The organism is Mycobacterium sp. 852002-51152_SCH6134967 (assembly GCF_001667105.1).
Lineage (GTDB): Bacteria > Actinomycetota > Actinomycetes > Mycobacteriales > Mycobacteriaceae > Mycobacterium > Mycobacterium neumannii_A.
Window position 1 is genome coordinate 279370 of the sequence record NZ_LZIK01000012.1, and the last position, 23751, is coordinate 303120.

Genomic DNA, 23751 nt, shown 5'->3' on the forward strand with positions numbered 1-23751 from the left:
GTCTTCTGATCGGCCCGCGCGTTCAGCTGTCGTGTTCGATGCGGTCCATCGGGCTGGACCGCTCTAACATCCCGATCGTCTCCTCGCCGTCCCAGCGGTAGCGCACACCGGCCTGCTGCAGGGCCGGGAACGTCCAATTGGCCATCTTCTCCAGTTGTTCGGCGGGGAGCTCAGCGGGATCGGTGATGTCGTGGGTGGACAGCACCGTCTCCCCCTCGATGTGCACGGTTCCGCGGGCCGTTTCGAGCACCAGTGACACATCCTCGCCGCGCGGCCGCAACCGGCGCAGCCACGGGGCCTCGACGACGCGGGCGGGGATCAGGCCGGCCGGGTCTCCGAGGTACAGGTAACCCTCGTTGTAGTTCGGCTGGCCGTCGGGCCGCGGCGGGTAGGCGATGTAGCCGAACGCTCGTCCGCTTCCGAACAGCGCGGACTGCCAGCAGTGCCCCCAGAACCCCTCCAGTCGGCGCACGCCTTGGCGACGGATGCGCAGCCCGCCTCCCGACAACGGGTGCCGACGTCCGGCCACCTCCACGATCCCGTCGGCGCGGAACAACTGTTCGTAACGGGCGCCGCCCATCAACTCCCCGACCACCGTCGTCTTCAGTTGGTCGGCGGCGTCATCGCGCATCGCCCCCTGAATCCACGGTGGCACCGCCATTCTCGCCTCGACCTCGAATCGCACGTCGACAAGCGGGCCGCTCTTGTCGCCGGTTATGAGCGCCTCCGAGGACGTCTGGACGGCCTGACCGTCGAACGTCACCGTCCACGTGTCGAACGGCGCCACGCACTCGAACGTCAGCGGCCCCGCGCCGAGCACTGTCGGCTCGCCGTTGCGGCCCTCGACCGGCGCGCTCTGCCCGTCGGCGCGCAAGCGGTAGACGCGTCCGTCGGCGAACGCCAGGTTGACCTGCAGTCCGTGAGCGTCCCAGTTGGACGCGACCGCCTCGATGCCGATCCTGGGCAGGCCGACCTCGCCGCGGTCGTCGAACACCCAGAAGCTCACCGAATCCCGCATCTCGGGGTCGTGCGGTCGCTCGACGAACATGTGCTCGCGGGCCGGGTCGATGCCGCCCGTTACGTCGACGGTCATGCGGTGCTTTCCTCCTGCTGGCCGTAACGCCCAGAGCCGCCGGCGTAGGCGTCCACGTAGGCCGCGAACAACGGCCGAATTACGCTGTCGTCCAATCCGAATGCCACCGGGTCGGCCTTGGGGTGCGGCTCGCGCTTCTCGGCGTTCTCGGTCCACCACGCCCGCATACCGGCCTCGAACCGTTCGGTCACCGTCTCGCCGAGCCAGCTGTACAACCGCTTGACTTCGCCGATCGGATCGTTCTGCATGACCCGAAAGTCGATGTCGTAGAACCGCTCTGCAGCCTTATCGCGGAACGCCATCGCCCGCGTGATCCCCGTCGACCACTGGGTGACGTTCAGTTCACCGAGATAGCGCCGGTCGAGGTGATCGGTGAAACCGCCGACGATGTCGGCGTAGACGTCGACGACCGACAGCAGCACGTCGGTCGGATCGCGGTGCGTCATGACGAAGCGGGCATCGGGGAACACGCGGTCGAGGCAGTCCAGCGAAAGCACATGTGCCGGCGACTTGAGCCGCCATGGGCGCGTCGGTTCCCCCCACTGCAGCAATCTGAGGACCCGTCGTTCATAGCGGTACGTCGACGTGAAATCGGCTCGGTCGCAGAGCCATTGCGAGTAGGTCGGAATCTGTGCGTAGGCCTGGAAGATCTGGGACTTGAAGTCGAGCGCCATCAGGTCCAGGCATTCCATCGGTCCGCGGATGTCGGTGGGCACGTGGTGGCGGGTGCCCACGAGGACGGGCCGCTGATCCGGCGGGATGCGCGGGTCGTCGCCGCGCACGGTCGACGGTGGCGGGCACGGCTGAGCGGACTCCCAGCTGCGCACGTAACGGACGTCGGGATCCTGCGCGAGCAGGAACGACAGCGCGGTCGATCCCGTCCGCGGCAGGCCCAACCCGAACAGCGGCGCGGCGATCTGCTCGTCGTCGATGTCGGGGTGGCGGCGGTACCAATCCTCTACCTGGAGCCGCTGCGACAGGTGCAGCCCGATGCGGTTGTAGACGAAGTCCTCGCCGCGCGCGTTGAGCCGGGCTTCTTCGCTCAGCGCACGGACGAGGATCTCGAGGCCCTCGCGGAACGAGTCCTCGCCGAAGTCCTCGAGTCCGGTGCGCTCGACGGCCGCGGCCATCAGATCCTCGACGGATGCCACACTGCACCTCCCACCGAATTGGTGACAGTACACTGCCACTACTATGGCCGGCTCGTCAACGCGCTCGTACGACAACAGCGTCCGCAGGCGCAAGGCAGCACACACCCGCGAGCGCATCGTCGCCGCGGGCAGTGCGCTGGTGCATGAGTTCGAGACGTGGGACTGGCGCGAGCTGACGTTCAAGGCCGTCGCCGCGCGGGCCGGGGTCGGCGAGCGGACGGTGTACCGGTATTTCCCGACCGAACGCCATCTGCACGACGCGGTGATGCAACGGCTCGAGACCGAAGCCGGGGTGTCCTATGAGGACGTCACGCTGGCGAACCTGAGTGAGGTGACAGGGCGGGTTTTCGCGTCGCTGCAACGCTTCTCGGTCAAGCACAGCACACCGTCGCCGGTCGATCCCGCGTTCGTCAGCTCCGACGTCCGCCGCCGCGATGCGCTGTTGCGAGCGGTGACCGAGGCCTCACCGCAGCTCCCCGACGAACAGCGGCGCGCGATCGCAGGCCTGCTCGACGTGCTGTGGAGCCCGCCCACCTACGAGCGCCTGGTCGCGGTGTGGGGCCTGGACGGCGACGCGGCCACCGGTGCGATCGACTGGTTGATGGCCCAGGTGACACAGGCGATCGAACGCGGCGGCATCGAGTCTGCGTAGCCTCGTGACGTGACCGCATCCTCCGTCGCCGCACCGCCGGCATCCCGTTCGAAGGTCAAGCAGCTCACCGGACGCACCGTGTCACGCCTGCTGCGGCTGCCGCCGCACACCACCGACTTCACCGTCCACAAGGTCCGTGTACCGATGCGCGACGATGTCGAGCTGCGCGCCGACCACTATGCGCCCAGCACACCGGACCCCGCCGGCACGCTGCTGGTCCGCTGCCCCTATGGCCGCGACTTCCCCTTCGCCGCCATCTACGGACGCGTCTACGCCGCACGCGGCTATCACGTCGTCCTGCAGAGCGTGCGCGGAACCTACGGCTCCGGCGGCGACTTCGACCCGATGGTCAACGAGATCGCCGACGGCGCCGACACCGTCGAGTGGCTGCGCAACCAGGAGTGGTTCACCGGCTCGTTCGCCACGATCGGGCTGTCGTATCTCGGTTTCACCCAGTGGGCGCTGCTCACCGACCCGCCACCGGAGATGAGGGCCGCGGTGATCACCGTCGGTCCGCACGACGTCAGCGGGCCGCGGTGGGGTCCCGGTTCGTTCGCGCTGAGCGACTTCCTCGGCTGGAGCCACCTGGTGGCCCATCAGGAGGATCCGAACCGGGCGCGGGCGCTGGTGCGACAGCTGCGGTCGCGGCGCCGGCTGGCCCGTGCGATGAGCAGGCTGCCCGCCGGCGAGGCGGGCCGCGCGCTGCTGGGCGAGGGTGCGCCGTGGTGGGAGTCCTGGCTCGATCATCCCGATGCCGACGATCCCTTCTGGACCGCGCTGAACCTGCGTCGGGCCTTGGACACCGCCGACGTGCCGGTGCTGCTGATCAGCGGCTGGCAGGACCTGTTCCTGGAGCAGACGATGGCCCAGTATCGGCGGCTGCGTGAGCGCGGAGTCGAGGTCGGACTGACCGTCGGCCCGTGGATCCACACCCAGCTGATGACCAAGGCCGCGCCGACCGCCATCCGCGAGACGCTCGACTGGTTGGGCGCCCACCTCACCGGCGCGGACAGCAAGCGGCGCCAGCCTGTGCGGATCTTCGTCAACGGCAGCGGCTGGATCGACCTGCCCGAGTGGCCGCCGGCCATGCCCGAAGTGGTGCGCTACCTGCAGCCGGGCGGTCGCCTCGGCGATGCCGTCCCGCCGGAGACCGCGGCCCCGTCGACGTTCACATACAACCCGGCGAATCCGACGCCGACGGTGGGCGGCCGGCTGCTGTCGCCGGAAGGCGGATATCGCAAGGACACCCGCCTGGCGCAGCGTGCCGACGTGTTGAGCTTCACCGGCGACCGCCTGCCCGCCGACAAGTATGTGGTGGGGGTGCCGGTCGTGGAGCTCTCGCATTCGTGCGACAACCCGTACAACGATTTGTTCGTGCGCCTGAGCGAGGTCGACGCCAAGGGACGCTCACACAACGTGAGCGACGGCTACGTCAGCGCCGCACCGGATTCCGGACCGGTACGCATCGAACTCGACCCGATCGCGCACCGCTTCCGTGCGGGTTCACGGATCCGGGTGCTCGTGGCGGGCGGGTCACACCCCCGGTTCGCCCGCAACCTCGGTACCGGCGAACCGCTCGGGACGGGTAAGAGCCTCGCGCCGGCCACCCACACCGTGCATCTCGGCGACGGCGCGTCGCGGCTGGTGCTGCCCGCCGCGCCGCAGCCGCCCGCCGGCTGAGGCGCGGGGTCAGCCCACCGAACGGCGCACCCGCTCGGCGATCTCGTGCAGCGCGGCGTCGTCGTGCACCGGGGCCGCCCACTCGGGGTCGATCGGCAGCTGCACCCAGCTGGTGCAGCCGGCATACTCGGGTGTGCGTTCGAGTCGCAGCGGGGCTAAGAGCGGGCAGGCCTGGACGACGAGCGCGGTGAGCCGATGCTTGGGCCGAAAATCGAGCCGGTCGGCGCGCACCGATGCGTCGGTCCAAATATGCAGGGGCGCAATCTCTTCGAGGGCTTCGGGGCGGTTCACCTCGACTGCGGCGACGATGCGGGCGCCGGCGCGGACGACCACCGCGTCCTCTGTGCTGTCGGCGGTCGCTACATCGAGCAGATCGCGGTGCTCGGGGCGCACCCGCTCGGCGTGGCTGTGCGCGACCGTCGGAAACAGCAGAAAGCGCGACGCGGCGACCGCGAACCGCTTCTCGTGAATACCGCCCTTGCGCAGCAGAACGGTCTGCCTGCCGTCCAGCAGCGCGTGGATGGCAGCACTCCACTCCTTGAGCGCGGGCTGCGTCAGCGTCGTCGTCATCGTGCTACGTCGCGACCGCAGCTTTGCTGTTCATGCGGGCCCGCACCTCGGGCCGGCGCAACGGCGGCACCGTCTTCGGCGGCTGGCGCCGGGCCGGCAGAGACTCCAGCAGCCGGTGGGTGGTGGCGGTGACCTCCGCGACGGCGGCCTCGAAGGCGTCGGCGTTGGCCGCGGTCGGCCGGGTGATTCCGCTGACCTTGCGAATGTACTGCCGCGCGGCGGCCTCGATCTCCTCGTCGGTCGCCGCCGGTTCGAGTCCGCGTAGCTCGGTGATGTTTCGGCACATGGCTCCACGATAGGTTCGTCGGGTGACTGACGACATCCTGCTCATCGACACCCGCGATCGGGTGCGCACCCTGACCCTCAACCGGCCGCAGGCGCGCAACGCGCTGTCGTCCGAGCTGCGCAGGCGGTTCTACCGGGCCCTCGGTGAGGTTCAGGCCGATGACGACGTCGACGTCGTGATCGTCACCGGCGCCGATCCGGTGTTCTGCGCGGGTCTGGACCTCAAGGAGCTGGGCGACACCACCGAGCTGCCCGACATCTCGCCGAAGTGGCCGCCGATGACCAAGCCGGTGATCGGCGCGATCAACGGTGCGGCCGTCACCGGTGGCCTCGAGCTCGCCCTGTACTGCGATGTGCTGATCGCCTCCGAACAGGCGCGCTTCGCCGATACGCACGCCCGGGTGGGGCTGTTGCCGACGTGGGGGCTGTCGGTGCGGTTGCCGCAAAAGGTCGGCGTCGGGATGGCCCGCCGGATGAGCCTGACCGGCGACTACCTGTCGGCCGAGGAGGCCCTGCGGACCGGGTTGGTCACTCAGGTGGTGCCGCACGCCGAGCTCATGTCGACCGCCCGGCAGGTCGCGGCGTCGATCGTCGGCAACAACCAGCAGGCCGTACGCGCGTTGCTGGCGTCGTATCACCGCATCGACGAGGCGCAGACCAACGAGGGGTTGTGGATCGAGGCGGCGTCGGCGCGCGAGTGGATGCGCACGACCAGCGGTGACGACATCGCCGCCAACCGCGACGCCGTGTTGCAGCGGGGCCGCGCCCAGGTCCGCTGATTCCCAGCTTGTCCGAGCCGCCAGCGCGCGCGAGCGCGCCACCTTGCGCGAGCGCGCGCCCCCTTGCGCGAGCGCGCGCCCCCTTGCGCGAGCGACCGCGTCTGATCACGACACGCCGCGGATTTACAGCAGTTTGCGGTCGCTCGTACGCTGCGAGCGTGAACGAAGCGCATGAGTACTGCGGCAGCGAGGAATGGCGACAGCTGATCCGCGAGGTGATTCTTCCGTGGGCGTTGGGGGAGGTCGACCTCGGCGACGACGTGCTCGAGGTCGGCCCCGGCTACGGTGCCACCACCGACGTGCTGAGCGAGTCGGTGGGCCGGCTGACGTCAGTCGAGATCGACGACGAACTCGCGGCGAGGTTGATAACGCGCTTCGCCGATGTGCCGACCGTCGAGATCGTGCGCGGCGATGCGACTGCGCTGACCTATGACGACGACCGCTTCTCCGGCGCGGCGTGTTTCACGATGCTGCATCACGTCCCCACCGCCGAACTTCAGGATCGGCTCTTCGCCGAGGTCGCCCGGGTGCTGCGGCCCGGGGCCGCGCTGGTGGCCAGCGACAGCCTCGGCAGCGACGAGTTGGCCGTCGCGCACGAAGGCGACACCTACAACCCCGTCGACCCCGCGACACTGCCGGATCGGTTGGCGGCAGCGGGATTCGGCGATGTCCGGGTCAAGACGACGGAGTTCGGCTGGGCCGCAGTAGCCCGGACCCGCGCATAGCGCGGCCGCTGGCGGTCCGCGAGCGTCCACATTTGGTCTATTTTCAGTGGCGTGTCGTGCGCAAACGCGGTCCCTCGCGCCGATTACAGATCAACCCGTGCCCGGCACCAGCCAACGGCCAGAGAACGCGCGCCAGCCGACGAACACCAACCGCAGCACCATGAACGTCGACAACCCCGCCCAGATACCCAGCAGCCCCCAGCCGAACGCCAACGACAGCCAGATCAACGGCAGGAAGCCCACCAGCGCGCTGGCCAGCGTCGCGTTGCGCATGAACTTCGCGTCACCGGCGCCCAACAGGACGCCGTCGAGCGCGAAAACGATTCCGGCGACCGGCAATTGGGCCACCATGAACCACCACGGCACCCCGATCACGTCGAGCACCGAGCGGTCGTCGGTGAACACGCTGGGAAACACCGACGCACCGGCCGCGAACACCACGGCAAGCACCGCGGAGGCCAACGCCGAGAAGATCGTCACCCGCCACGCCACCGATTTGGCGTGCGTGAGCTGACCCGCGCCCAGGGCCGCACCGACCAGCGACTGCGCGGCGATCGCCAGCGAATCCAACACCAGCGCAAGGAAATTCCACAGCTGCAGCACGACCTGGTGCGCGGCGACGGCGGCCGCGCCGAACCGGGCCGCGACAGCTCCCGCCGACACGAAACACGCTTGGAACGCCAGCGTGCGCAACACCAGGTCACGGCCCATCACCACCTGCGCGCGCAACACCCCGGGGTGCAGCCGCAGCGGCACCCGTTCGATCAGCAGTGCACGACAGAACAACGCGGCGGCCACCCACTGCCCCACTGCGTTCGCGACGGCCGAGCCGGGTAACCCGAGCCGGGGCATACCGAGCAAGCCGTAGACCAGCAGCGGGCACAGCACCGCTGAGACCCCGAACCCGAACACCACGAACTTGAGCGGCCGCACGATGTCCTGCACCCCGCGCATCCACCCGTTGCCCGCCGCCGACACCAGGATCGCGGGTACGCCGATGATCGCGATGCGCACCCACGACAGCGCCTCGTCGGCGATCTCTCCCCCGTCGGACGACCCCGCCAGCGCCGACACCAGCGGGACCGCGAACACCTGCACCGCGGCGACGATGACCGCACCCAACCCCAACGCCAGCCAGGTGGCCTGCACGCCTTCCCCGACGGCGGCCGCCCGATTGCCTGCGCCGTAGAAGCGGGCCGACCGGGCGGTGGTCCCGTACGCCAGAAACGTCATCTGCGAGCTCAGCGTGGTCAGTATCAGCCCGCCGATCGCCAGACCCGCCAGTGCCAGTGCGCCCAACCGGCCCACGACCGCGAGGTCGAACAACAGGTAGATGGGTTCGGCCGCCAGCACTCCGAGTGCCGGAACTGCCAGCCCGGCGATCCGGCGGCCGGTCACCGGAGCGTTCGGCGGCTCCAGTTCGGGCTCAGCCAAGGGCCGCGTGCAACGCCTTCACCACGTCCTCGGCGGACCCGGTGGCCGAATATCCCGCGGCCAGGCGGTGACCGCCGCCGCCGAACCCGCTCGCGACCGGCGACAGGTCGTAGGACTTGGCCCGCATCGACACCGACCAGTGCCCCGGCTCGATCTCCTTGAACACCGCGGCCACCTCGGCCTCGTCGGTGGTCCGCACGATGTCGACGATGCTTTCGACTTCCTCAGGTCGGGCGTCGACCCACTCGTCGTGTGACACCACCGCGTACACCAGGCCCCGGCCACCGGCGGCATCTTTGAGCAGCTGTGCCGAGGACAGCACCCGAGACAGCATCGGCAGCCAGGCGTAGGGATGGGTGTCGAGCAGGGTCCGGCTGATGCCGGCGTTGTCGACGCCGAGATCGACGAGGCGCGCCGCCAGCCGGTGCGCGCGCGGGCTGGCCCACCGGAACGAACCGGTGTCGGTGGTCAGGCCCGCGTACAGGCAGTGTGCGACGCCGATGTCGATCGGCTTGTCCCACGCGTCGAGCAGGTCGGCCACCAGCATCGTGGTGGAGTCCGCCGAGGCGTCGACGTAGTTGGCGGTGCCGAACAGCTGGTTGGAGGCGTGGTGGTCGATGACCAGGACCTCGCGACCGTCGTCGACGACGCCGCGCAGCGCCCCGAGGCGGTTGATGCTGGGGATGTCGACGGTGACGATCAGGTCGGGGTCGCGGCGCATCGCGTCGGGGCGAACGAGCAGATGCCCGCCGGGCAGCGACTGCAGCGATTCGGGCAGCTTCTCGGGCGCCGCGAAACTCACCTCGACGCTCTTGCCGACCTGGTCGAGCACCAGCGCCAGCGCCAGACCGGCGCCGATGGTATCGGCGTCGGGATAGACGTGGCAGACCACTCCGACCGAGGCGGCCGCTGACAACAGTTCGGCTGCGCCGTGGGCGTCAACCCGATCGCCCACTTCCAGGGCGTCAGTCGTCTTGTCGATCGCGGTCACCGCTGTCCTCGGAGTCGTCGGGCCCCCCGGCTACTGCCTCGCCCTCCACCTCACTGACACGGTACGGGTCCGCATCGCCGGCGTGCTTGGCACCTTGCCGAACTCTCGCCAAATCCTCATCTGCGGCGCGAGCGCGGGCCAGCAGTTCCTCCATCTTGACCGCGGCGTCGGGAACGGTGTCGCGCTCGAACGCGAGCGTGGGCGTGAAACGCACACTCAGGCTCGCGCCCACCTTGGACCGAAGCACACCTTTGGCCTTCTCGAGCGCCGCCGCTGCCCCGCCGTAATCCGGCTCCTCGGACAACGACGCGCCGAGCACCGTGTAGTACAGCGTCGCGTCGTGCAGATCGTTGGTGACCTTGGCGTCGGTGATCGTCACACCCGACAGCCGCGGATCCTTGATCTCGTACTCGATCGCCGAGGCGACGATGGTGGAAATACGTTTGGCCAGTCGCTTCGCCCGTGCGGGGTCAGCCATCTACACCCGTTCCTTCTCGACCAACTCGTAGGTCTCGATGACGTCGCCTTCCTTGATGTCGGAGTAGGTCAGCGTCAGACCGCATTCGTAACCCTCGCGGACCTCGGTGACGTCGTCCTTCTCGCGGCGCAGCGACGACACGGTGAGGTTCTCGGCCACCACGACGTTGTCGCGCAGTAGCCGGGCCTTGGCGTTGCGTCGCATGATCCCCGACTGCACGAGGCAGCCGGCGATGTTGCCGACCTTCGACGACCGGAAGATCGCGCGGATCTCGGCGCGGCCGAGTTCGCGCTCCTCGTAGATCGGCTTGAGCATGCCCTTGAGCGCCGCTTCGATCTCGTCGATCGCCTGGTAGATGATCGAGTAGTAGCGGATCTCGACACCCTCGCGGTTGGCCAGCTCGGTGGCCTTGCCCTCCGCGCGGACGTTGAAGCCGATGATGATCGCGTCCGAGGCCGACGCCAGGTTGACGTTGGTCTCGGTGACACCACCGACGCCGCGGTCGATGACGCGCAGTTCGACTTCGTCGTCGATCTGGATGCCCAGCAGGGCCTCCTCGAGCGCCTCGACCGTACCGGCGTTGTCGCCCTTGAGGATCAGGTTCAGCTGACTGGTTTCCTTCAGCGCCGAATCCAGGTCCTCGAGGCTGATCCGCTTGCGGCTGCGCGCGGCCAGGGCGTTGCGCTTGCGGGCGCTGCGCCGGTCGGCGATCTGACGCGCGATGCGGTCCTCGTCGACGACGAGCAGGTTGTCACCTGCACCCGGCACCGACGTGAACCCGATGACCTGCACGGGCCGCGACGGCAACGCCTCCTCGACATCCTCGCCGTGCTCGTCGACCATGCGGCGGACGCGACCGTAGGCGTCGCCCGACACGATGGAGTCGCCGACCCGCAGGGTGCCGCGCTGCACCAGCACCGTGGCCACCGGGCCGCGGCCGCGGTCCAGGTGCGCCTCGATCGCCACACCCTGGGCCTCCATGTCCGGGTTGGCCCGCAGGTCCAGGGCCGCATCGGCGGTCAGCACGACCGCTTCCAGCAGCGCGTCGATGTTGGTGCCCTGTTTGGCCGAGATGTCGACGAACATCGTGTCGCCGCCGTAGTCCTCGGGAATCAGCCCGTATTCGGTGAGCTGGCCGCGGATCTTGGCCGGATCGGCGCCTTCCTTATCGATCTTGTTGACCGCCACCACGATCGGCACCTCGGCCGCCTGCGCGTGGTTGATGGCCTCGACCGTCTGCGGCATCACGCCGTCGTCGGCGGCGACCACCAGGATCGCGATGTCGGTGGCCTTCGCGCCGCGGGCACGCATGGCGGTGAACGCCTCGTGACCCGGGGTGTCGATGAACGTGATCGGGCGGACGTTGCCGTCGAGGTCGACCTCGACCTGGTAAGCGCCGATGTGCTGGGTGATGCCGCCGGCCTCGCCCTCGCGGACGTTGGCCTGACGGATGGTGTCCAGCAGTCGGGTCTTGCCGTGGTCGACGTGACCCATGACGGTGACGACCGGCGGACGCTGTTCGAGGTCCTCCTCGCCGCCTTCGTCCTCGCCGTAGGTGAGGTCGAACGACTCGAGCAGTTCGCGGTCCTCGTCCTCCGGGGAGACGACCTGAACCTTGTAGTTCATCTCGCTGCCGAGCAGTTCGAGGGTGTCGTCGCCGACGGACTGCGTCGCGGTGACCATCTCGCCGAGGTTGAACAGTGCCTGCACCAGCGCGGCCGGGTTGGCGTCGATCTTCTCGGCGAAGTCGCTCAGCGAGGCGCCGCGGGCCAACCGGATCGTTTCACCGTTGCCGTGCGGCAGGCGGACGCCACCGACGACCGGCGCCTGCATGTTCTCGTATTCGGCGCGTTTCGCCCTCTTCGACTTCCGTCCGCGCTTGGGCGCGCCGCCGGGACGACCGAACGCACCGGCCGCACCGCCGCGCTGGCCGGGGCGGCCGCCACCACCGGGACGGCCCCGGAAACCTCCGCCGGCGGGTGCGCCGCCGCCACCGCCGCGGTAGTTACCGCCACCGCCACCACCGCCGGGACCACCGGGACGACCACCGCCGCCACCGGGTCCGCGGCCACCGGGGCCGGGACGCGGACCACCGGGGCGACCCATAGCGCCGGGCCGCGCGCCGGGCGGACGCGGCGGCATGTTGCCGGGCGTCGCACCGCCTGGGCGTGGGGCACCGGGACGCGGACCACCCGGTCCGGGCCGGGGCCCTTGGGGACGGGGCATCGGCCGGTCGACCGGCTGTTGAGAGGAGAACGGGTTGTTGCCGACGCGGGGAACGCGTGGCGCCGGCTTCGGCGCGCCCGGCGTGGGACCCGGCCGGGGGCCGGGTGTCGGCCCCGGGCGGGTGGGCGGCGCAGCCGGTGTGGCCGGCGGGGCGGGGGCCGCCGCGGGCGGCGCGGCGGACGGAGCCTCGGCGGCAGGTGCCGCAGGCTTGGGCGCGGGCGCCGTCGCGGGCTCCGCCGGAGCGGCGCTCTTGGCAGACGCAGCGGTCGACGCGGCCGCCGAACCATTGCCCTCGGATTTGGCCTTCTCGGCGGCCTTCTTGCCGCCGCCGAAGGATTCGCGCAACCGGCGCGCGACCGGGGCCTCCACGGTGGAGGACGCGGATTTGACGAATTCGCCCTGTTCGCTCAGACGAGCGAGAACTTCCTTACTGGTGACACCGAGTTCCTTGGCCAACTCGTGTACACGGGCCTTACCTGCCACTACATCTCCATCTCTAGAGGCGTCAGCGGTGGTAGGCGCCGCGCCTCGGGTTAGCTATGACGCATGGTCATCGGGACTTCACGGTGTGCTCATGTTCTTCGCTACCTGTTCTGTTGCCGAGGGCTCGGGCGGGTCTGCACTGCTGCGAGTGCCGACATACTCGATCACCGCGGATAGGTCCGGTGAACCGGTGATGCGCAACGCTCGACCGAACGCTCGCCGCCGAATCGCTGCCTCGAGGCACTGTGGAGAGGGATGCAGCCACGCACCCCGCCCCGGCAACTTTCTCGCCGGGTCAACGGTGACGGTGCTGAGAGAATTCCCAGCCCCATCGACGTTGCCGACAGCGACCACCCGAAGCAGTTCGACGGCCAGCTCTCGTTTTCGGCAACCAACGCAGGTCCGCACCGGTCCGACAGGATCGTCGGGGCTGCGTCGTTGCGCCGAAGCCGAAGTCTCGCGCTGGATCACCGGTGAGTCTACCGTCACGTCCGCTGGTATTTGAAATGGCTGCGCTGCCCGGCGTGGACGCGTGCGCCGGCCGGCGCTTACCGGTCCCCCACGGCACCGCGTGCGGCGTCCTGGTCGGACTCGCCGGCGCCCGCAGGAGGCGCGTCGCTGCGGATGTCGATGCGCCACCCGGTGAGCCGGGCCGCCAGCCGGGCGTTCTGCCCCTCCTTGCCGATGGCCAGCGACAGCTGGAAGTCCGGTACGACGACGCGGGCCGCGCGGGCGGCCTCGTCGATGACCGTCACCGAGACGACCTTGGCCGGTGAGAGCGCGTTGGCGACGAACTTCGCCGGGTCGGGGTCGTAGTCGATGATGTCGATCTTCTCGCCCGACAGTTCGCTCATCACGTTGCGCACCCGCTGACCCATCGGCCCGATGCAGGCGCCTTTGGCGTTCAGTCCCGGCACCCGCGAGGCCACCGCGATCTTCGAGCGATGACCGGCCTCCCTGGCGACCGCCACGATCTCGACCGAGCCCTCGGCGATCTCGGGCACCTCCAGCGAGAACAGTTTGCGGACCAGGTTCGGGTGCGTGCGCGACAGTGTGATCAGCGGTTCCCGCGCGCCGCGGCTGACGCCCACGACGTAGCAGCGCAACCGGTCGCCGTGTTCGTAGCGCTCACCGGGCACCTGCTCGGCGGCGGGTATGACGCCTTCGGAACCCTTGGTCTCGCTGCCCATCCGGACGACGACGAGGCCGCGGGCGTTGGCCCGCGCATCGCGCTGGATCACCCCGCCGACGATGTCGCCCTCGCGGGCGGAGAATTCGCCGTACGTCTTCTCGTTCTCGGCGTCGCGGAACCGCTGCAGCATCACCTGGCGCGCCGTCGTCGCCGCGACGCGACCGAATCCCTCTGGGGTGTCTTCCCATTCGGTGATCGTGTTGCCGTCCTCGTCGACCTCGGACGCGATGACCTTGACCTCGCCGGTCTTGCGGTCGATCTCGATGCGCGCCTCGGCGGCATGGCCCTCGGTGTGTCGATAGGCGGTCAGCAGTGCGGATTTGATGGTTTCGACGAGCTCGCCCACCGGAATTCCGCGGTCGACCTCGATGGCGTGTAGCGCGGCCATGTCGATGTTCACGCCGACGCCTCCTTCCCAGATTGGCCGACCAGCTCCAGCTCTCGCGGATTGGGGGGCGAGAATTCAACTTGCACAACAGCTTTCGCGATACCGTCGAGCGGCAACTCGCGGACGGAGAAGGTGGCCTGCCGGCCGGTCCGCACGACCAAACGCACCACGCCGTCGCGGATTTCGCCGAGCCTACCGGTGAGCTGCGAGCCGTCGGACAGCGTCAGCTCGACCTTGCGGCCGCGGGCCCGGCGGTAGTGCTTCTCGGCGGTCAGCGGCCGGTCCACACCCGGTGAGGTGACCTCGAGAACATAGGGGGCGGACCACGCGTCGACCTCGTCGAGCAGCGCAGAAGCAGTACGGGACAGTTGGGCGATCGAAGCGAGGTCGAGGCCGTCGTCCCCGTCGGCCACCACCGTGATGCGCGGCGGACGCGCGGCCGGGTCGACGATCACGTCCTCGATTTCGTAACCCGCACGCGCGAACTCGCCGTCGAGTAGCTCGATCACCTCGTTCTGCGACGGCAACCCCGCAGAATGCTCCGTCACGGCGAGCTCCTCGTCTTGAGTTGTCCGGACTCGATCCTTCGGCGACACACCTTGGAACCGACACTCCACGATACGCCAGCGTCGCCGCGGTAAACGCCAAACGAACACCGATGCGAACGAAGCGCAATGGCAAGATGTTGTCCGTGCCGAGCCCCCCGCCGACCGTCAGCAGGAGACGCGTGTTGGCCTCGGCGGCGGCATTGGCGCTGCTGGGGGCGACCGCGGCGGCCTGCGGCACACCGCCGCCGCCGCCCGAGGTCGATGAACTCGCTGCTCAACTCGACCGGGCCCGCGCCGACAGTCAGCTGGCCACCGATGCGGCGGCCAATGAGCGCGGACCCGTCGTGGAGGCGTTGACGGCGGTGGCCGCCGAACGCGCCGCCCATGCCCAGGCGCTGTCCGACGAGTTGGTCCGGCTGCGCGGCGAGCAGGCACCCACGTCCACTCCGACCAGCACGACCGCGGAGCCGGCCAAGCCGCGCACCGTCAAGGACGCCGCCAACGCGTTGCGGGTCTCGGCGTCGAGCGCCGCCGAGCTCGCGGCCAAGCTCTCCGGCTACCGCGCCGGACTGCTCGCATCGATCGCCGCGGCGTGCACGGCCGCGTACACCGTCGCCCTCGCCGAACCGGAGAAGCCGCGATGACGTCGGCGGAGCCCACCCCGACGCGGCCGTCGGAGCCCGCGGACGGCGCGCTCTACGACGCGATCGCCACCGAACACGCGACCATCTACGGATACGGCATCGTGTCTGCGCGCTCGGCGCCCGAGGACAACTGGCTGGTGTCGAAGGCTATGGGCGAGCACCGCGAACGCCGCGAGGCCGGGCTGCAGATGCTGGAGGACCGGTCGGTCGCCGGCCCGCTGCCCGCCGCGGGTTACCAGCTGCCGATGGAGGTCAAGACGCCCGCCGACGCCGCCAAACTCGCGGTGCAAATGGAAGAGGACGCGGCCGTCGCGTGGCGCGCGGTCGTCGAGCAGGCCGGCACCGAACAGGAGCGAGCGTTCGGCGTCGAGGCGCTGACGCAGTGCGCGGTGATGGCGGCGCGATGGAGTCAACTGCTCGGCACGACGCCGGTCACGGTCGCCTTCCCCGGCGGAAACGAGTAAACGCCGCAGCGCCGAGTGTGGGCTCGCGTCACGCTTCACCCGCTGTTGGCGTGCGGGTAACCCACGTTCGGCCTACGGCGAGGTGAGCGCGCCCGCGATCTTCGCCGCCGCACCGCCGTGCTGGCCGCTCACCGAGATCTCGCGCGTCTCGCCGGTGAACCGGTTGCGCAGCTCGACGACGCCATCGGCCCAACCGCGGCCGACCACGACGAGCCATGGCACGCCGAGCAGTTCGGCGTCCTTGAACTTCACCCCTGGCGAGGCGGTGCGGTCGTCGAGCAGCACGTCGATCCCGCGTCGATCCAGCTCGCTCGCCAGTTCCTCGGCCCCTTCGCGCGCGGCGGGGTCCTTGTTGGCGATGACGAGCTGGACGTCGAACGGCGACACCTCCGCCGGCCAGCGCAGGCCGAGCTCGTCGTGGTGTTGTTCGGCGATGACGGCGACCAGTCGCGACACCCCGATGCCATAAGAGCCCATGGTCAACCGGACCGGCTTGCCGTTCTCGCCGAGCACGTCGACCTCGAACGCGTCGGTGTACTTACGGCCCAGCTGGAAGATGTGGCCGATCTCGATACCGCGCGCGCTCACCAGCGGCCCCGCCCCGTCCGGCGACGGGTCGCCGTCGCGCACCTCGGCGGCCTCGATCGTGCCGTCGGCGACGAAGTCGCGGCCCGCCACCAGGCCCACGACGTGCTTACCGGGTTCGTCGGCGCCGGTGATCCACGACGTGCCGTCGACCACACGGGGATCGACCAGATAGCGAATCCCGTTGGCCAGCAACGCTTTCGGACCGATATACCCCTTGACGAGGAACGGATACTTCGCGAAGTCGGCGTCGTCGAGCAGCGCGTACTCGGCCGGTTCGAGCGCAGCGCCCAGGCGTTTGTCGTCGACCTCGCGGTCACCGGGCACGCCGATGCCCAGCAGCTCCCACTCGCCGCCGGGCACGCGGGTCTTGAGCATCACGTTCTTCAGGGTGTCGGCGGCGGTGACGGTGCGATCGAGCGCCGCGTTGGCCCAGTCGACCAGCGTCGCGATCGTCGGGGTGTCGGGGGTGTCGTGGACCTTGGCCTCGGGCTGGCCGTCGACGGGCAGCGGCGCCGGGACGGCCGTGGTCACCGCTTCGACGTTGGCGGCATAACCGGACTCCAGGCACCGCACGAACGTGTCCTCGCCGATCTCGCTTTCGGCCAGGAACTCCTCGGATGCGCTGCCGCCCATCGCCCCGGAGACGGCCGAGACGATGACGTAGCGCACGCCCAGTCGATCGAAGATGCGCCGGTAGGCGTCGCGGTGGGCCAGGTACTGCGCGCGCAGCCCGTCGTCGTCGACGTCGAACGAGTACGAGTCCTTCATGACGAACTCGCGGCCGCGCAAGATTCCCGCCCGCGGGCGTGCCTCGTCGCGGTACTTGGTCTGGATCTGGAACAGCAGCAGCGGAAAGTCCTTGTAGCTGCTGTACTCCCCCTTCACCGTCATGGTGAAGAACTCTTCGTGCGTCGGGCCGAGCATGTAGTCGTTGCGCCTGCGGTCCTGCAGCCGGAACACGCCGTCGCCGTACTCGGTCCAGCGGTTGGTGGTCTCGTAGGGCGCGCGGGGCAGGAGCGCCGGGAACAGGATCTCCTGGCCGCCGATCGCGGTCATCTCGTCGCGGACGACGCGTTCGATGTTGCGCAGCACCCGCAGCCCCAGCGGCAGCCAGCTGTAGAGCCCAGGCCCGACCGGTCGGATGTAGCCGGCGCGGATCAGCAGTTTGTGGCTGGGCACTTCGGCGTCGGCTGGGTCGTCGCGCAGGGTGCGCAGGAACAGCTCCGACATGCGGGTGATCACAGCCGACAACCTTACTGACTGTGTTGATCCCCCGATCGCCACGCTCTGACCCCGCCGGAGCCCGAGCTACAGCTCGCCGGCCTCCACGGCCTCCTTGGTGTGCTGCGCCGAGGCGATCTGGCGCGATGAGAAACCGATGAAGAACGCGGCGATACCGACCATCACCGCGACACCGGCGACCCACAGCAGCGAATACGTGTAGCCGTAGCCGAGCGCGTCGAGCTGGGCAGGCGTCATGTCCTTGACCGGTCCGGTGGTACCGCCCAGGTACAGCGTGCGCGACGTCTGCACCGCCTGGATGACCACGAGCACCACCGGGCCGCCGAGGTTCTGCACCATCAGCGTGATCGACGAGACCGGGCCGATCTCGCCGGGGCCCACTCCCGCGATCGCGCACAGCGGCAGGATCACCGCGATGGCGCCGATGCCGAAGCCGCCGATCACGATGGGCGCGAACAGGTCCGGGAAGTAGGGGATGCTGCGGTCCAGCGTCGACCCGTACAGCATCGCGCCGAGGACGAAGATGCCGCCGCCGAGGATCAGCCAGCGCGGGGCGACATGCGGCGCGAGCCGGGCGGCCACCGCGGTGCCCACCCCGAACGCGAGCGCGAACGGGATGAAGCAGATGCCCGCCTCCAGGGCCGAGTAGCCCAGGACGTCCTGCACCAGCAGACCGATCATCACCGTCAGCGTCAGCAGCACGCCGCCGGCCAAAAACAGCGCGATGAACGTCATGACCCGGTTGCGGTTGTCGAACACCGAGAACGGCACGATCGGGTGCTGCGCGGTGCGTTCGACGAGCAGGAAGCTGATGAAGAAGACCGCCGACGCGACCGCGGCGCCGATGACCAGCGGGTCGATCCAGCCGCGCGGCGGGCCCTGGGTGAAGACGAGCACCGCCGACGAGCAGCCCAGCGTCGCCAGCAGCGCACCGGTGATGTCGAGTTTGAGTCGCTCGTGGTGTGTTTCGGCGAGCTTGAGGACCGCGATCGTGATGATCGCGATGCCGATCGGCACGTTGATCAGAAACGCCAGCCGCCAGGAGATCACCGTCAACGCGCCGCCGAGCACCAGGCCGAGCACCGAGCCGATGCCCTGCATGGCCGCCGATATGGCCAACGCCCGGTTGCGCGCCTGGCCGACCGCGTACGTCGTCGCGATCAGGGCCAGCCCGGTGGGCGCTGCCACCGCCGCCCCGGTGCCCTGTACCGCGCGCGCGACGATCAGCGTGGCGGGGTCGGTGGCCAGGCCGCAGACCAGCGAGGCGATGGTGAACACCCCGACGCCGGACAGGAATGCGCGCTTGTGGCCGATCGCGTCGCCGACGCGCCCGCCGAGCAGCAGCAGACCGCCGAACGCCAAGACGTACGCGGTGATCACCCAGCTCTTGCTGGCGTCGGTGAGGCCGAGGTCGGCCTGCATCCTGGGCAGCGCGACGATCACGATCGTGCCGTCGAGGGTCGACATCAGCTGCATGCCGGTGATCGCGATGATCGCCGGGCCCAGAACGGACTTCGCGAGCGGCAACGCCGCCGGCGGCACGGGACGGTCCGTCGACTCGGAGGAACCACCGACGGCAGACATGGTCAGCCACCCTACCGAGTGCGATTTCGGTGTATTCGGTCGCGCCGGGCGCGACGGACTACACCGAAGTCAGAGCTAAAGCTCTCCGGAGTCGATCGCGTCCTTGACTTCCTGCGCATGCGCAACCTGCGACGCGCTGTAGCCGATGAACAGCGAGGCGAGCCCGACCATCACGGCGACCGCGGCCACCCACAGCAGGCCGTAGGTGTAGCCCTGGTCGAGGGCGTTCAGCTGCGCGGCGCTCATGTCGTTGACGGGGCCGGTGGTGCCGCCCAGATACAGCGTGCGCGACGTGATCACGGCCTGGATGATGGCCAGCACGACGGGCCCGCCGAGGTTCTGCAGCATCAGCGCGATGGCCGACACCGGGCCGATCTGGTCGAAGCCGACGCCGGCGATCGCCGACAGCATCAGCGGCACCACGATCATTCCGATGCCCAGCCCGCCGACGGTGATCGGCAGCACCAGGTTCGGGAAGTACGGGATGTTCGCGTCGAGCGTCGAGCCGTAGATCATGGCACCCAGCACCAGCACGCCGCCCGCGATGACCAGCAGTCGCGGCGGGAACATCTGCACCAGCTGCGACGAGAGCCCGAGCCCGATCCCGAGCGCGATCACGAACGGAATGAACCCGATGCCTGCGCGCAGCGGGCTGTAGCCCATGATGTCCTGCACGTACAGGCCGATCAGCACGGTCAGCGTGAACATCACACCGCCGGCCAGGAACACCGCGGCGAAGGTCGCGACACGGTTGCGGTCCTTGAACAGGTCGAACGGCAGGACCGGATTGGCCGCGGTGCGCTCGACGTAGAGGAACGCCAGGAAAGCAGCGCACGCAGTGAGACCGGAACCCAGCGTGATCGGCGACAGCCAGCCCTGTTCGGGCCCCATCGAGAACCCGAACACCGCTGCGGTACAGGCGAGCGTGGCCAGGAGGGCGCCCGCAGCGTCCAGCTTGAGCCGCTCGCGGTTGGTCTCCCGCAGGGTCTTGCGGGCCAGGTGGATCATCACCAGGCCGATCGGCACGTTGATCAGGAACGCCCAGCGCCACGACACCTCGGTCAGCGCACCACCGACGATCAGGCCCATCACCGAGCCGATACCGGTCATCGCGGCGAAGATCGCGGTGGCCGCGTTACGGGCCGGGCCCTTCGGGAACGTCGTCGCGATCAGCGCCAGCGCGGTCGGTGAGGCGATCGCAGCGCCGACGCCCTGCAGCAGCCGGGCGACCACAAGCGTCGCCTCGTTCCACGCGAGACCACACAGGATCGAAGCGATGGTGAACAGCGCCACGCCGACGATGAAGGTGCGCTTGCGGCCGATCGTGTCGCCGAGTCGCCCGCCCAGCAGCATCAAGCCGCCGAAGGTCAGCACGTAGGCGGTGATCACCCAGCTACGGCCGGCGTCGGAGAGGCTCAGCTCGTCCTGGATCTTAGGAAGCGCGACGATCGCGATCGTGCTGTCCATGGTCGCGAGCAGCTGCATACCGCCGATCGCGATGACCGCAGCGATGAACCTCGGTGATGGCAGCCACGCCGAGGACCTGCCGGTTTGCCCGCGCGCAGACCCGATAGCGGTCTTCTGGGAGTGCGGTGGGAATGCTCGATTTGCCCCACCCTCGGCGTCACGGCGCATGGCAGCACGCTCTGCGTCATTGAGAGCCGTCATGGGGGTTACCTTACAGTAATCTTAAGATCCCTTTAACCGGCGAAGGCGGCCACGGGCCCGATAACGATGATCGCAGGAGGCCGAATTCCGTCCTCCCGGATGCGTTCTGCGACATCGGCGAGCGTCGCGCGCAAAGTGCGCTGTGCGGCGGTGGTGCCGTGCTGAACCACCAGAACCGGCGTATCCGCAGGTCGTCCGCCTTCCAGCAGAGCCTCGGCGAACAGTTCGATGCGTTCGACCGCCATCAGCAACACGATGGTGCCCGAGAGCGCGGCCAAGGCATTCCAATTCACTAACGATTCGGGATGCCCGGGCGCGACATGCCCGCTGACCACCACGAATTCGTGCGTGACGTGGCGGTGGGTGACGGGCACACCCGCGAGCGCGGGAACCCCTATGGCACTGGTCACACCGGGTACGACGGTGACGGGGATACCGGCCTCGGCGCACGCCAGCACCTCTTCGTATCCGCGCGCGAACACGAACGGGTCGCCGCCCTTGAGTCGCACGACGAACTTGCCCTCTTTCGCGCGGTCGATCAGCAGGCCGTTGATCGCGTCCTGTGCCATGGCCCGGCCGTACGGAATCTTCGACGCGTCGATGACCTCGACATGCGGCGGCATCTCGGCCAGCAGTTCCTGCGGTGCGAGTCGATCGGCGACGACGACGTCGGCGTGCGCCAACAGCCGACGCCCGCGAACGGTGATCAACTCGGGGTCGCCCGGTCCCCCGCCCACGAGCGCCACGCCGCCGTGTACGACGTCGGCGGTTGCCGAACTGTCCGGTGCGATGAGCCCGCGCTGCATGGCCTCGTGGATCGCCGACCTGATCGCCGCCGACCGGCGGTGCTCACCGCCGGCGAGCACACCGACCGAGAGCCCCTCGTACTCGAACGATGCGGGGGTGACGGCCGTGCCTTCGACGGCGACGTCCGCGCGCACACAGAAGATGTGGCGATCCTCGGCCTCGGCGACGACGGCCGCGTTGACGGCCGGGTCGTCGGTGGCCGCGATCGCGTACCAGGCGCCCTCGAGGTCGCCCGGTTCAAACTCGCGCAGCTGCAGCGCGATTCCACTCATCGCCTCGACCGCGGGCGTGGCCTCGCGCGCGATCACGACCACGTCGGCGCCGTTGGCCACCAGAAGCGGCAAGCGGCGCTGCGCCACACTGCCGCCGCCGACGACGACGACCTTCCTGCCGGTCAGGCGCAGACCGACCAGATAGGCGTTCTCGGTCACTGATCCGGATCCTGTTCGCGCGAGCTCATCGGCGCGAGCTTAGAGGTTGCGGCCACCGCCACGAAGCGGCTGATCGCCCGCGGGTGCGCGGCGGGGTGGGTGTGCAGGTAGCCGGCATGCACCGCCCCGTCCACCACGCCGTCCCTCCTGCGGCCGATGGCGTGGCCGGTGAAGATCCACGCGGGAGCGTAGTCGTTTTTGAAAGTGACTGCGGTGCGGTGAAACTCGTGTCCCATCATCCGGGCACCGATCGAGTGCAGCGGCGAGTCGGTCACCACGACGGCTTCGCGGTAGCCGAGCGTGAGGCGGTCGGTGAACGTCGCCGAACCGGAGATCACCCCACACATCGGGTGACCGTCGAGGTTGTCGACGAGATAGGTCAGGCCCGCGCATTCGGCGTGCACGGGGGCTCCCGACGCCGCCAGTTGTCTGATCTGCGTGCGGGCGACGTCGTTGGCGGAGAGTTCGGCGACGAACTCCTCGGGGAAACCGCCGGGCACGACGAGGGCATCGGCACCCGACGGCAGCGCGTCGGTCAGCGGGTCGAACTCGACGACCTCGGCGCCCGCGGCGGTGAGCACTTCGCGGTGTTCGGCGTAGCCGAAGCTGAACGCCCTGCCCGATGCCAGCGCCACCGTGGCGTTTCCGCCGACGGGGGTCACCTCCTCGGCGTCCCAGGGGTCGTCGAGGACCCTGCTGTCGGCCAGCGCGGCGATCCCCACCAGGTCGACGTGGCGACCGACGAGCGCCGTCATCGCCTCCACCGCCTCGCGCGCCCTGTTCCCGTGTTCGACCGCGGTGACCAGGCCCAGATGCCGTGAGGGGACAGACATTTCGTCGCAGCGGGGAATCGCACCCAAGACCGGGATGCCGGCGTGTTCGCAGGCTTGGCGCAGTACCTCCTCGTGGCGCGGCGAGCCGACGCGGTTGAGGATCACCCCGGCAACGCGAACCGAGGAGTCGAACGTCGAAAAGCCGTGCAGCAGTGCGGCGATGCTGTGACTCTGTCCGCGGGCGTCGACGACCATGACGACCGGCGCGCCCAGCAGAGCGGCGACATGTGCGGTGGATCCGAACGCATTGCCGCGCGACTCCTCGGTGATGCGGCCGTCGAACAGGCCCATCACGCCTTCGATCACCGCGATGTCGGCTCGGGCGCTGCCGTGCCGGTAGAGCGGCCCGATCAGGTGCTCCCCCGTCAGGACGGGGTCGAGGTTGCGGCCGGGCCGTAGCGAGGCCAGCGCGTGATAGCCGGGGTCGATGTAGTCGGGGCCGACCTTGAACGGCGCGACCGCCCGCCCTGCCCGCCGCAGCGCCCCCATCAAACCCGTTGCCACGGTGGTCTTTCCGCTACCCGACGTGGGCGCGGCGATCACCACCGCAGGCGTCGCCCTGCTCACCCCGCCCCCCGCGTGGGGCCCCCCCCCCGGGGGGGGCGGGGGGGCCCCCGCCGCCGGGGCGGGCGCGCCCCCCGCGCGCGCCGGGGGGGTCCTCCTTTTTTTTTGTTTTTTTTTTTTTTTTTTTTTTTTTTTTTTTTGTTTTGTGTTTTTTGTTGTTGTTGTTTGTTTTTTTATTTGGTTGTTATTGGGTTTGTTTTTTGGGTTTGGAATTGTGTTGATGTGGTGGTGGTCGGTGGCGAGGAATCAGA

22 protein-coding genes are annotated in these 23751 nt (G+C 69.2%); 6 read left to right on the forward strand and 16 right to left on the reverse strand.

Features of this window, described 5'->3' with window-relative positions:
• Positions 1-22: 22 nt before the first annotated feature.
• Positions 23-1093, reverse strand: coding sequence for a hypothetical protein (locus A5790_RS04070; protein WP_066841494.1), 1071 nt, complete (start codon positions 1091-1093; stop codon positions 23-25).
• On the reverse strand, positions 1090-2244 hold the full coding sequence (locus tag A5790_RS04075; protein WP_066841495.1) for a sulfotransferase: 1155 nt from the start codon (positions 2242-2244) through the stop codon (positions 1090-1092). Before A5790_RS04075 ends, A5790_RS04070 begins: the two co-directional genes overlap by 4 nt.
• A gap of 43 nt (positions 2245-2287) precedes the next feature.
• Between A5790_RS04075 and A5790_RS04080 the strand changes: the two genes are divergently transcribed.
• On the forward strand, positions 2288-2896 hold the full coding sequence (locus A5790_RS04080; RefSeq protein WP_066841496.1) for a TetR/AcrR family transcriptional regulator: 609 nt from the start codon (positions 2288-2290) through the stop codon (positions 2894-2896).
• Between the two features lie 9 nt (positions 2897-2905).
• Positions 2906-4576 carry a CocE/NonD family hydrolase gene (locus tag A5790_RS04085; protein WP_066841497.1) on the forward strand — a complete coding sequence of 557 codons (1671 nt, stop codon included), beginning with the start codon at positions 2906-2908 and terminating at the stop codon, positions 4574-4576.
• Between the two features lie 9 nt (positions 4577-4585).
• On the opposite strand, the gene A5790_RS04090 is transcribed toward A5790_RS04085, so the two are convergent.
• Both A5790_RS04090 and A5790_RS04095 read right to left on the reverse strand, forming a co-directional pair.
• On the reverse strand, positions 4586-5146 hold the full coding sequence (locus A5790_RS04090; protein ID WP_066841498.1) for a DUF1802 family protein: 561 nt from the start codon (positions 5144-5146) through the stop codon (positions 4586-4588).
• A gap of 4 nt (positions 5147-5150) precedes the next feature.
• A complete protein-coding gene (locus A5790_RS04095) occupies positions 5151-5432 on the reverse strand; it encodes a DUF2277 domain-containing protein (protein ID WP_066841499.1) in 282 nt (93 codons plus the stop codon).
• 22 nt (positions 5433-5454) lie between these two features.
• On the opposite strand from A5790_RS04095, the gene A5790_RS04100 reads away from it, so the two are divergent.
• The gene (locus tag A5790_RS04100) at positions 5455-6210 is read left to right on the forward strand and encodes an enoyl-CoA hydratase (protein ID WP_066841500.1); all 756 of its coding nucleotides are present in this window, start codon (positions 5455-5457) and stop codon (positions 6208-6210) included.
• A gap of 158 nt (positions 6211-6368) precedes the next feature.
• Positions 6369-6935, forward strand: a complete 567-nt coding sequence (locus A5790_RS04105; protein ID WP_066841501.1) for a class I SAM-dependent methyltransferase — start codon at positions 6369-6371, stop codon at positions 6933-6935.
• A 90-nt stretch (positions 6936-7025) separates the two neighbouring features.
• Here the strand turns inward: A5790_RS04105 and A5790_RS04110 are convergent, their stop codons facing one another.
• The 7 genes from A5790_RS04110 to rimP form a co-directional block, all read right to left on the reverse strand.
• Positions 7026-8354: an MATE family efflux transporter gene (locus tag A5790_RS04110; RefSeq protein WP_156656293.1), complete on the reverse strand. Its 1329-nt coding sequence runs from the start codon at positions 8352-8354 to the stop codon at positions 7026-7028.
• Between the two features lie 7 nt (positions 8355-8361).
• Positions 8362-9360, reverse strand: coding sequence for a bifunctional oligoribonuclease/PAP phosphatase NrnA (locus A5790_RS04115; protein WP_066841503.1), 999 nt, complete (start codon positions 9358-9360; stop codon positions 8362-8364).
• Positions 9335-9838 carry a 30S ribosome-binding factor RbfA gene (gene rbfA, locus A5790_RS04120; protein ID WP_066841504.1) on the reverse strand — a complete coding sequence of 168 codons (504 nt, stop codon included), beginning with the start codon at positions 9836-9838 and terminating at the stop codon, positions 9335-9337. Before rbfA ends, A5790_RS04115 begins: the two co-directional genes overlap by 26 nt.
• Positions 9839-12547 carry a translation initiation factor IF-2 gene (gene infB, locus A5790_RS04125; protein ID WP_066841505.1) on the reverse strand — a complete coding sequence of 903 codons (2709 nt, stop codon included), beginning with the start codon at positions 12545-12547 and terminating at the stop codon, positions 9839-9841.
• A gap of 78 nt (positions 12548-12625) precedes the next feature.
• Positions 12626-13186 (reverse strand): YlxR family protein, encoded by a 561-nt coding sequence (locus A5790_RS25315; RefSeq protein ID WP_369829757.1) that lies wholly within the window; start codon positions 13184-13186, stop codon positions 12626-12628.
• Complete coding sequence (gene nusA / locus A5790_RS04130; protein WP_066841506.1) at positions 13096-14139, reverse strand: transcription termination factor NusA; 1044 nt, start codon at positions 14137-14139, stop codon at positions 13096-13098. Before nusA ends, A5790_RS25315 begins: the two co-directional genes overlap by 91 nt.
• Positions 14136-14675, reverse strand: a complete 540-nt coding sequence (rimP, locus tag A5790_RS04135) for a ribosome maturation factor RimP (protein WP_066841543.1) — start codon at positions 14673-14675, stop codon at positions 14136-14138. The genes nusA and rimP overlap by 4 nt, the downstream gene beginning before the upstream one ends.
• A gap of 134 nt (positions 14676-14809) precedes the next feature.
• On the opposite strand from rimP, the gene A5790_RS04140 reads away from it, so the two are divergent.
• Together A5790_RS04140 and A5790_RS04145 are read left to right on the forward strand one after the other, a co-directional pair.
• On the forward strand, positions 14810-15319 hold the full coding sequence (locus tag A5790_RS04140; protein ID WP_066841544.1) for a hypothetical protein: 510 nt from the start codon (positions 14810-14812) through the stop codon (positions 15317-15319).
• Entirely contained in the window at positions 15316-15783 is a 468-nt protein-coding gene (locus A5790_RS04145; RefSeq protein WP_066841507.1) for a ferritin-like domain-containing protein, read from the forward strand. Before A5790_RS04140 ends, A5790_RS04145 begins: the two co-directional genes overlap by 4 nt.
• 72 nt (positions 15784-15855) lie before the next feature.
• Here A5790_RS04145 and A5790_RS04150 read toward each other — a convergent pair whose 3' ends face one another.
• The 5 genes from A5790_RS04150 to A5790_RS04170 all read right to left on the reverse strand — a co-directional run bounded on the left by A5790_RS04150 (position 15856) and on the right by A5790_RS04170 (position 23503).
• Positions 15856-17613, reverse strand: coding sequence for a proline--tRNA ligase (locus A5790_RS04150; RefSeq protein WP_066841508.1), 1758 nt, complete (start codon positions 17611-17613; stop codon positions 15856-15858).
• Between the two features lie 66 nt (positions 17614-17679).
• Complete coding sequence (locus A5790_RS04155) at positions 17680-19197, reverse strand: MFS transporter (RefSeq protein WP_064416956.1); 1518 nt, start codon at positions 19195-19197, stop codon at positions 17680-17682.
• Between the two features lie 75 nt (positions 19198-19272).
• Positions 19273-20865 (reverse strand): MFS transporter, encoded by a 1593-nt coding sequence (locus tag A5790_RS04160; RefSeq protein WP_066841509.1) that lies wholly within the window; start codon positions 20863-20865, stop codon positions 19273-19275.
• 32 nt (positions 20866-20897) lie between these two features.
• On the reverse strand, positions 20898-22103 hold the full coding sequence (gene cobA, locus A5790_RS04165; protein ID WP_066841510.1) for a uroporphyrinogen-III C-methyltransferase: 1206 nt from the start codon (positions 22101-22103) through the stop codon (positions 20898-20900).
• Entirely contained in the window at positions 22100-23503 is a 1404-nt protein-coding gene (locus tag A5790_RS04170; protein WP_066841511.1) for a cobyrinate a,c-diamide synthase, read from the reverse strand. Before A5790_RS04170 ends, cobA begins: the two co-directional genes overlap by 4 nt.
• Between the last annotated feature and the right edge of the window lie 248 nt (positions 23504-23751).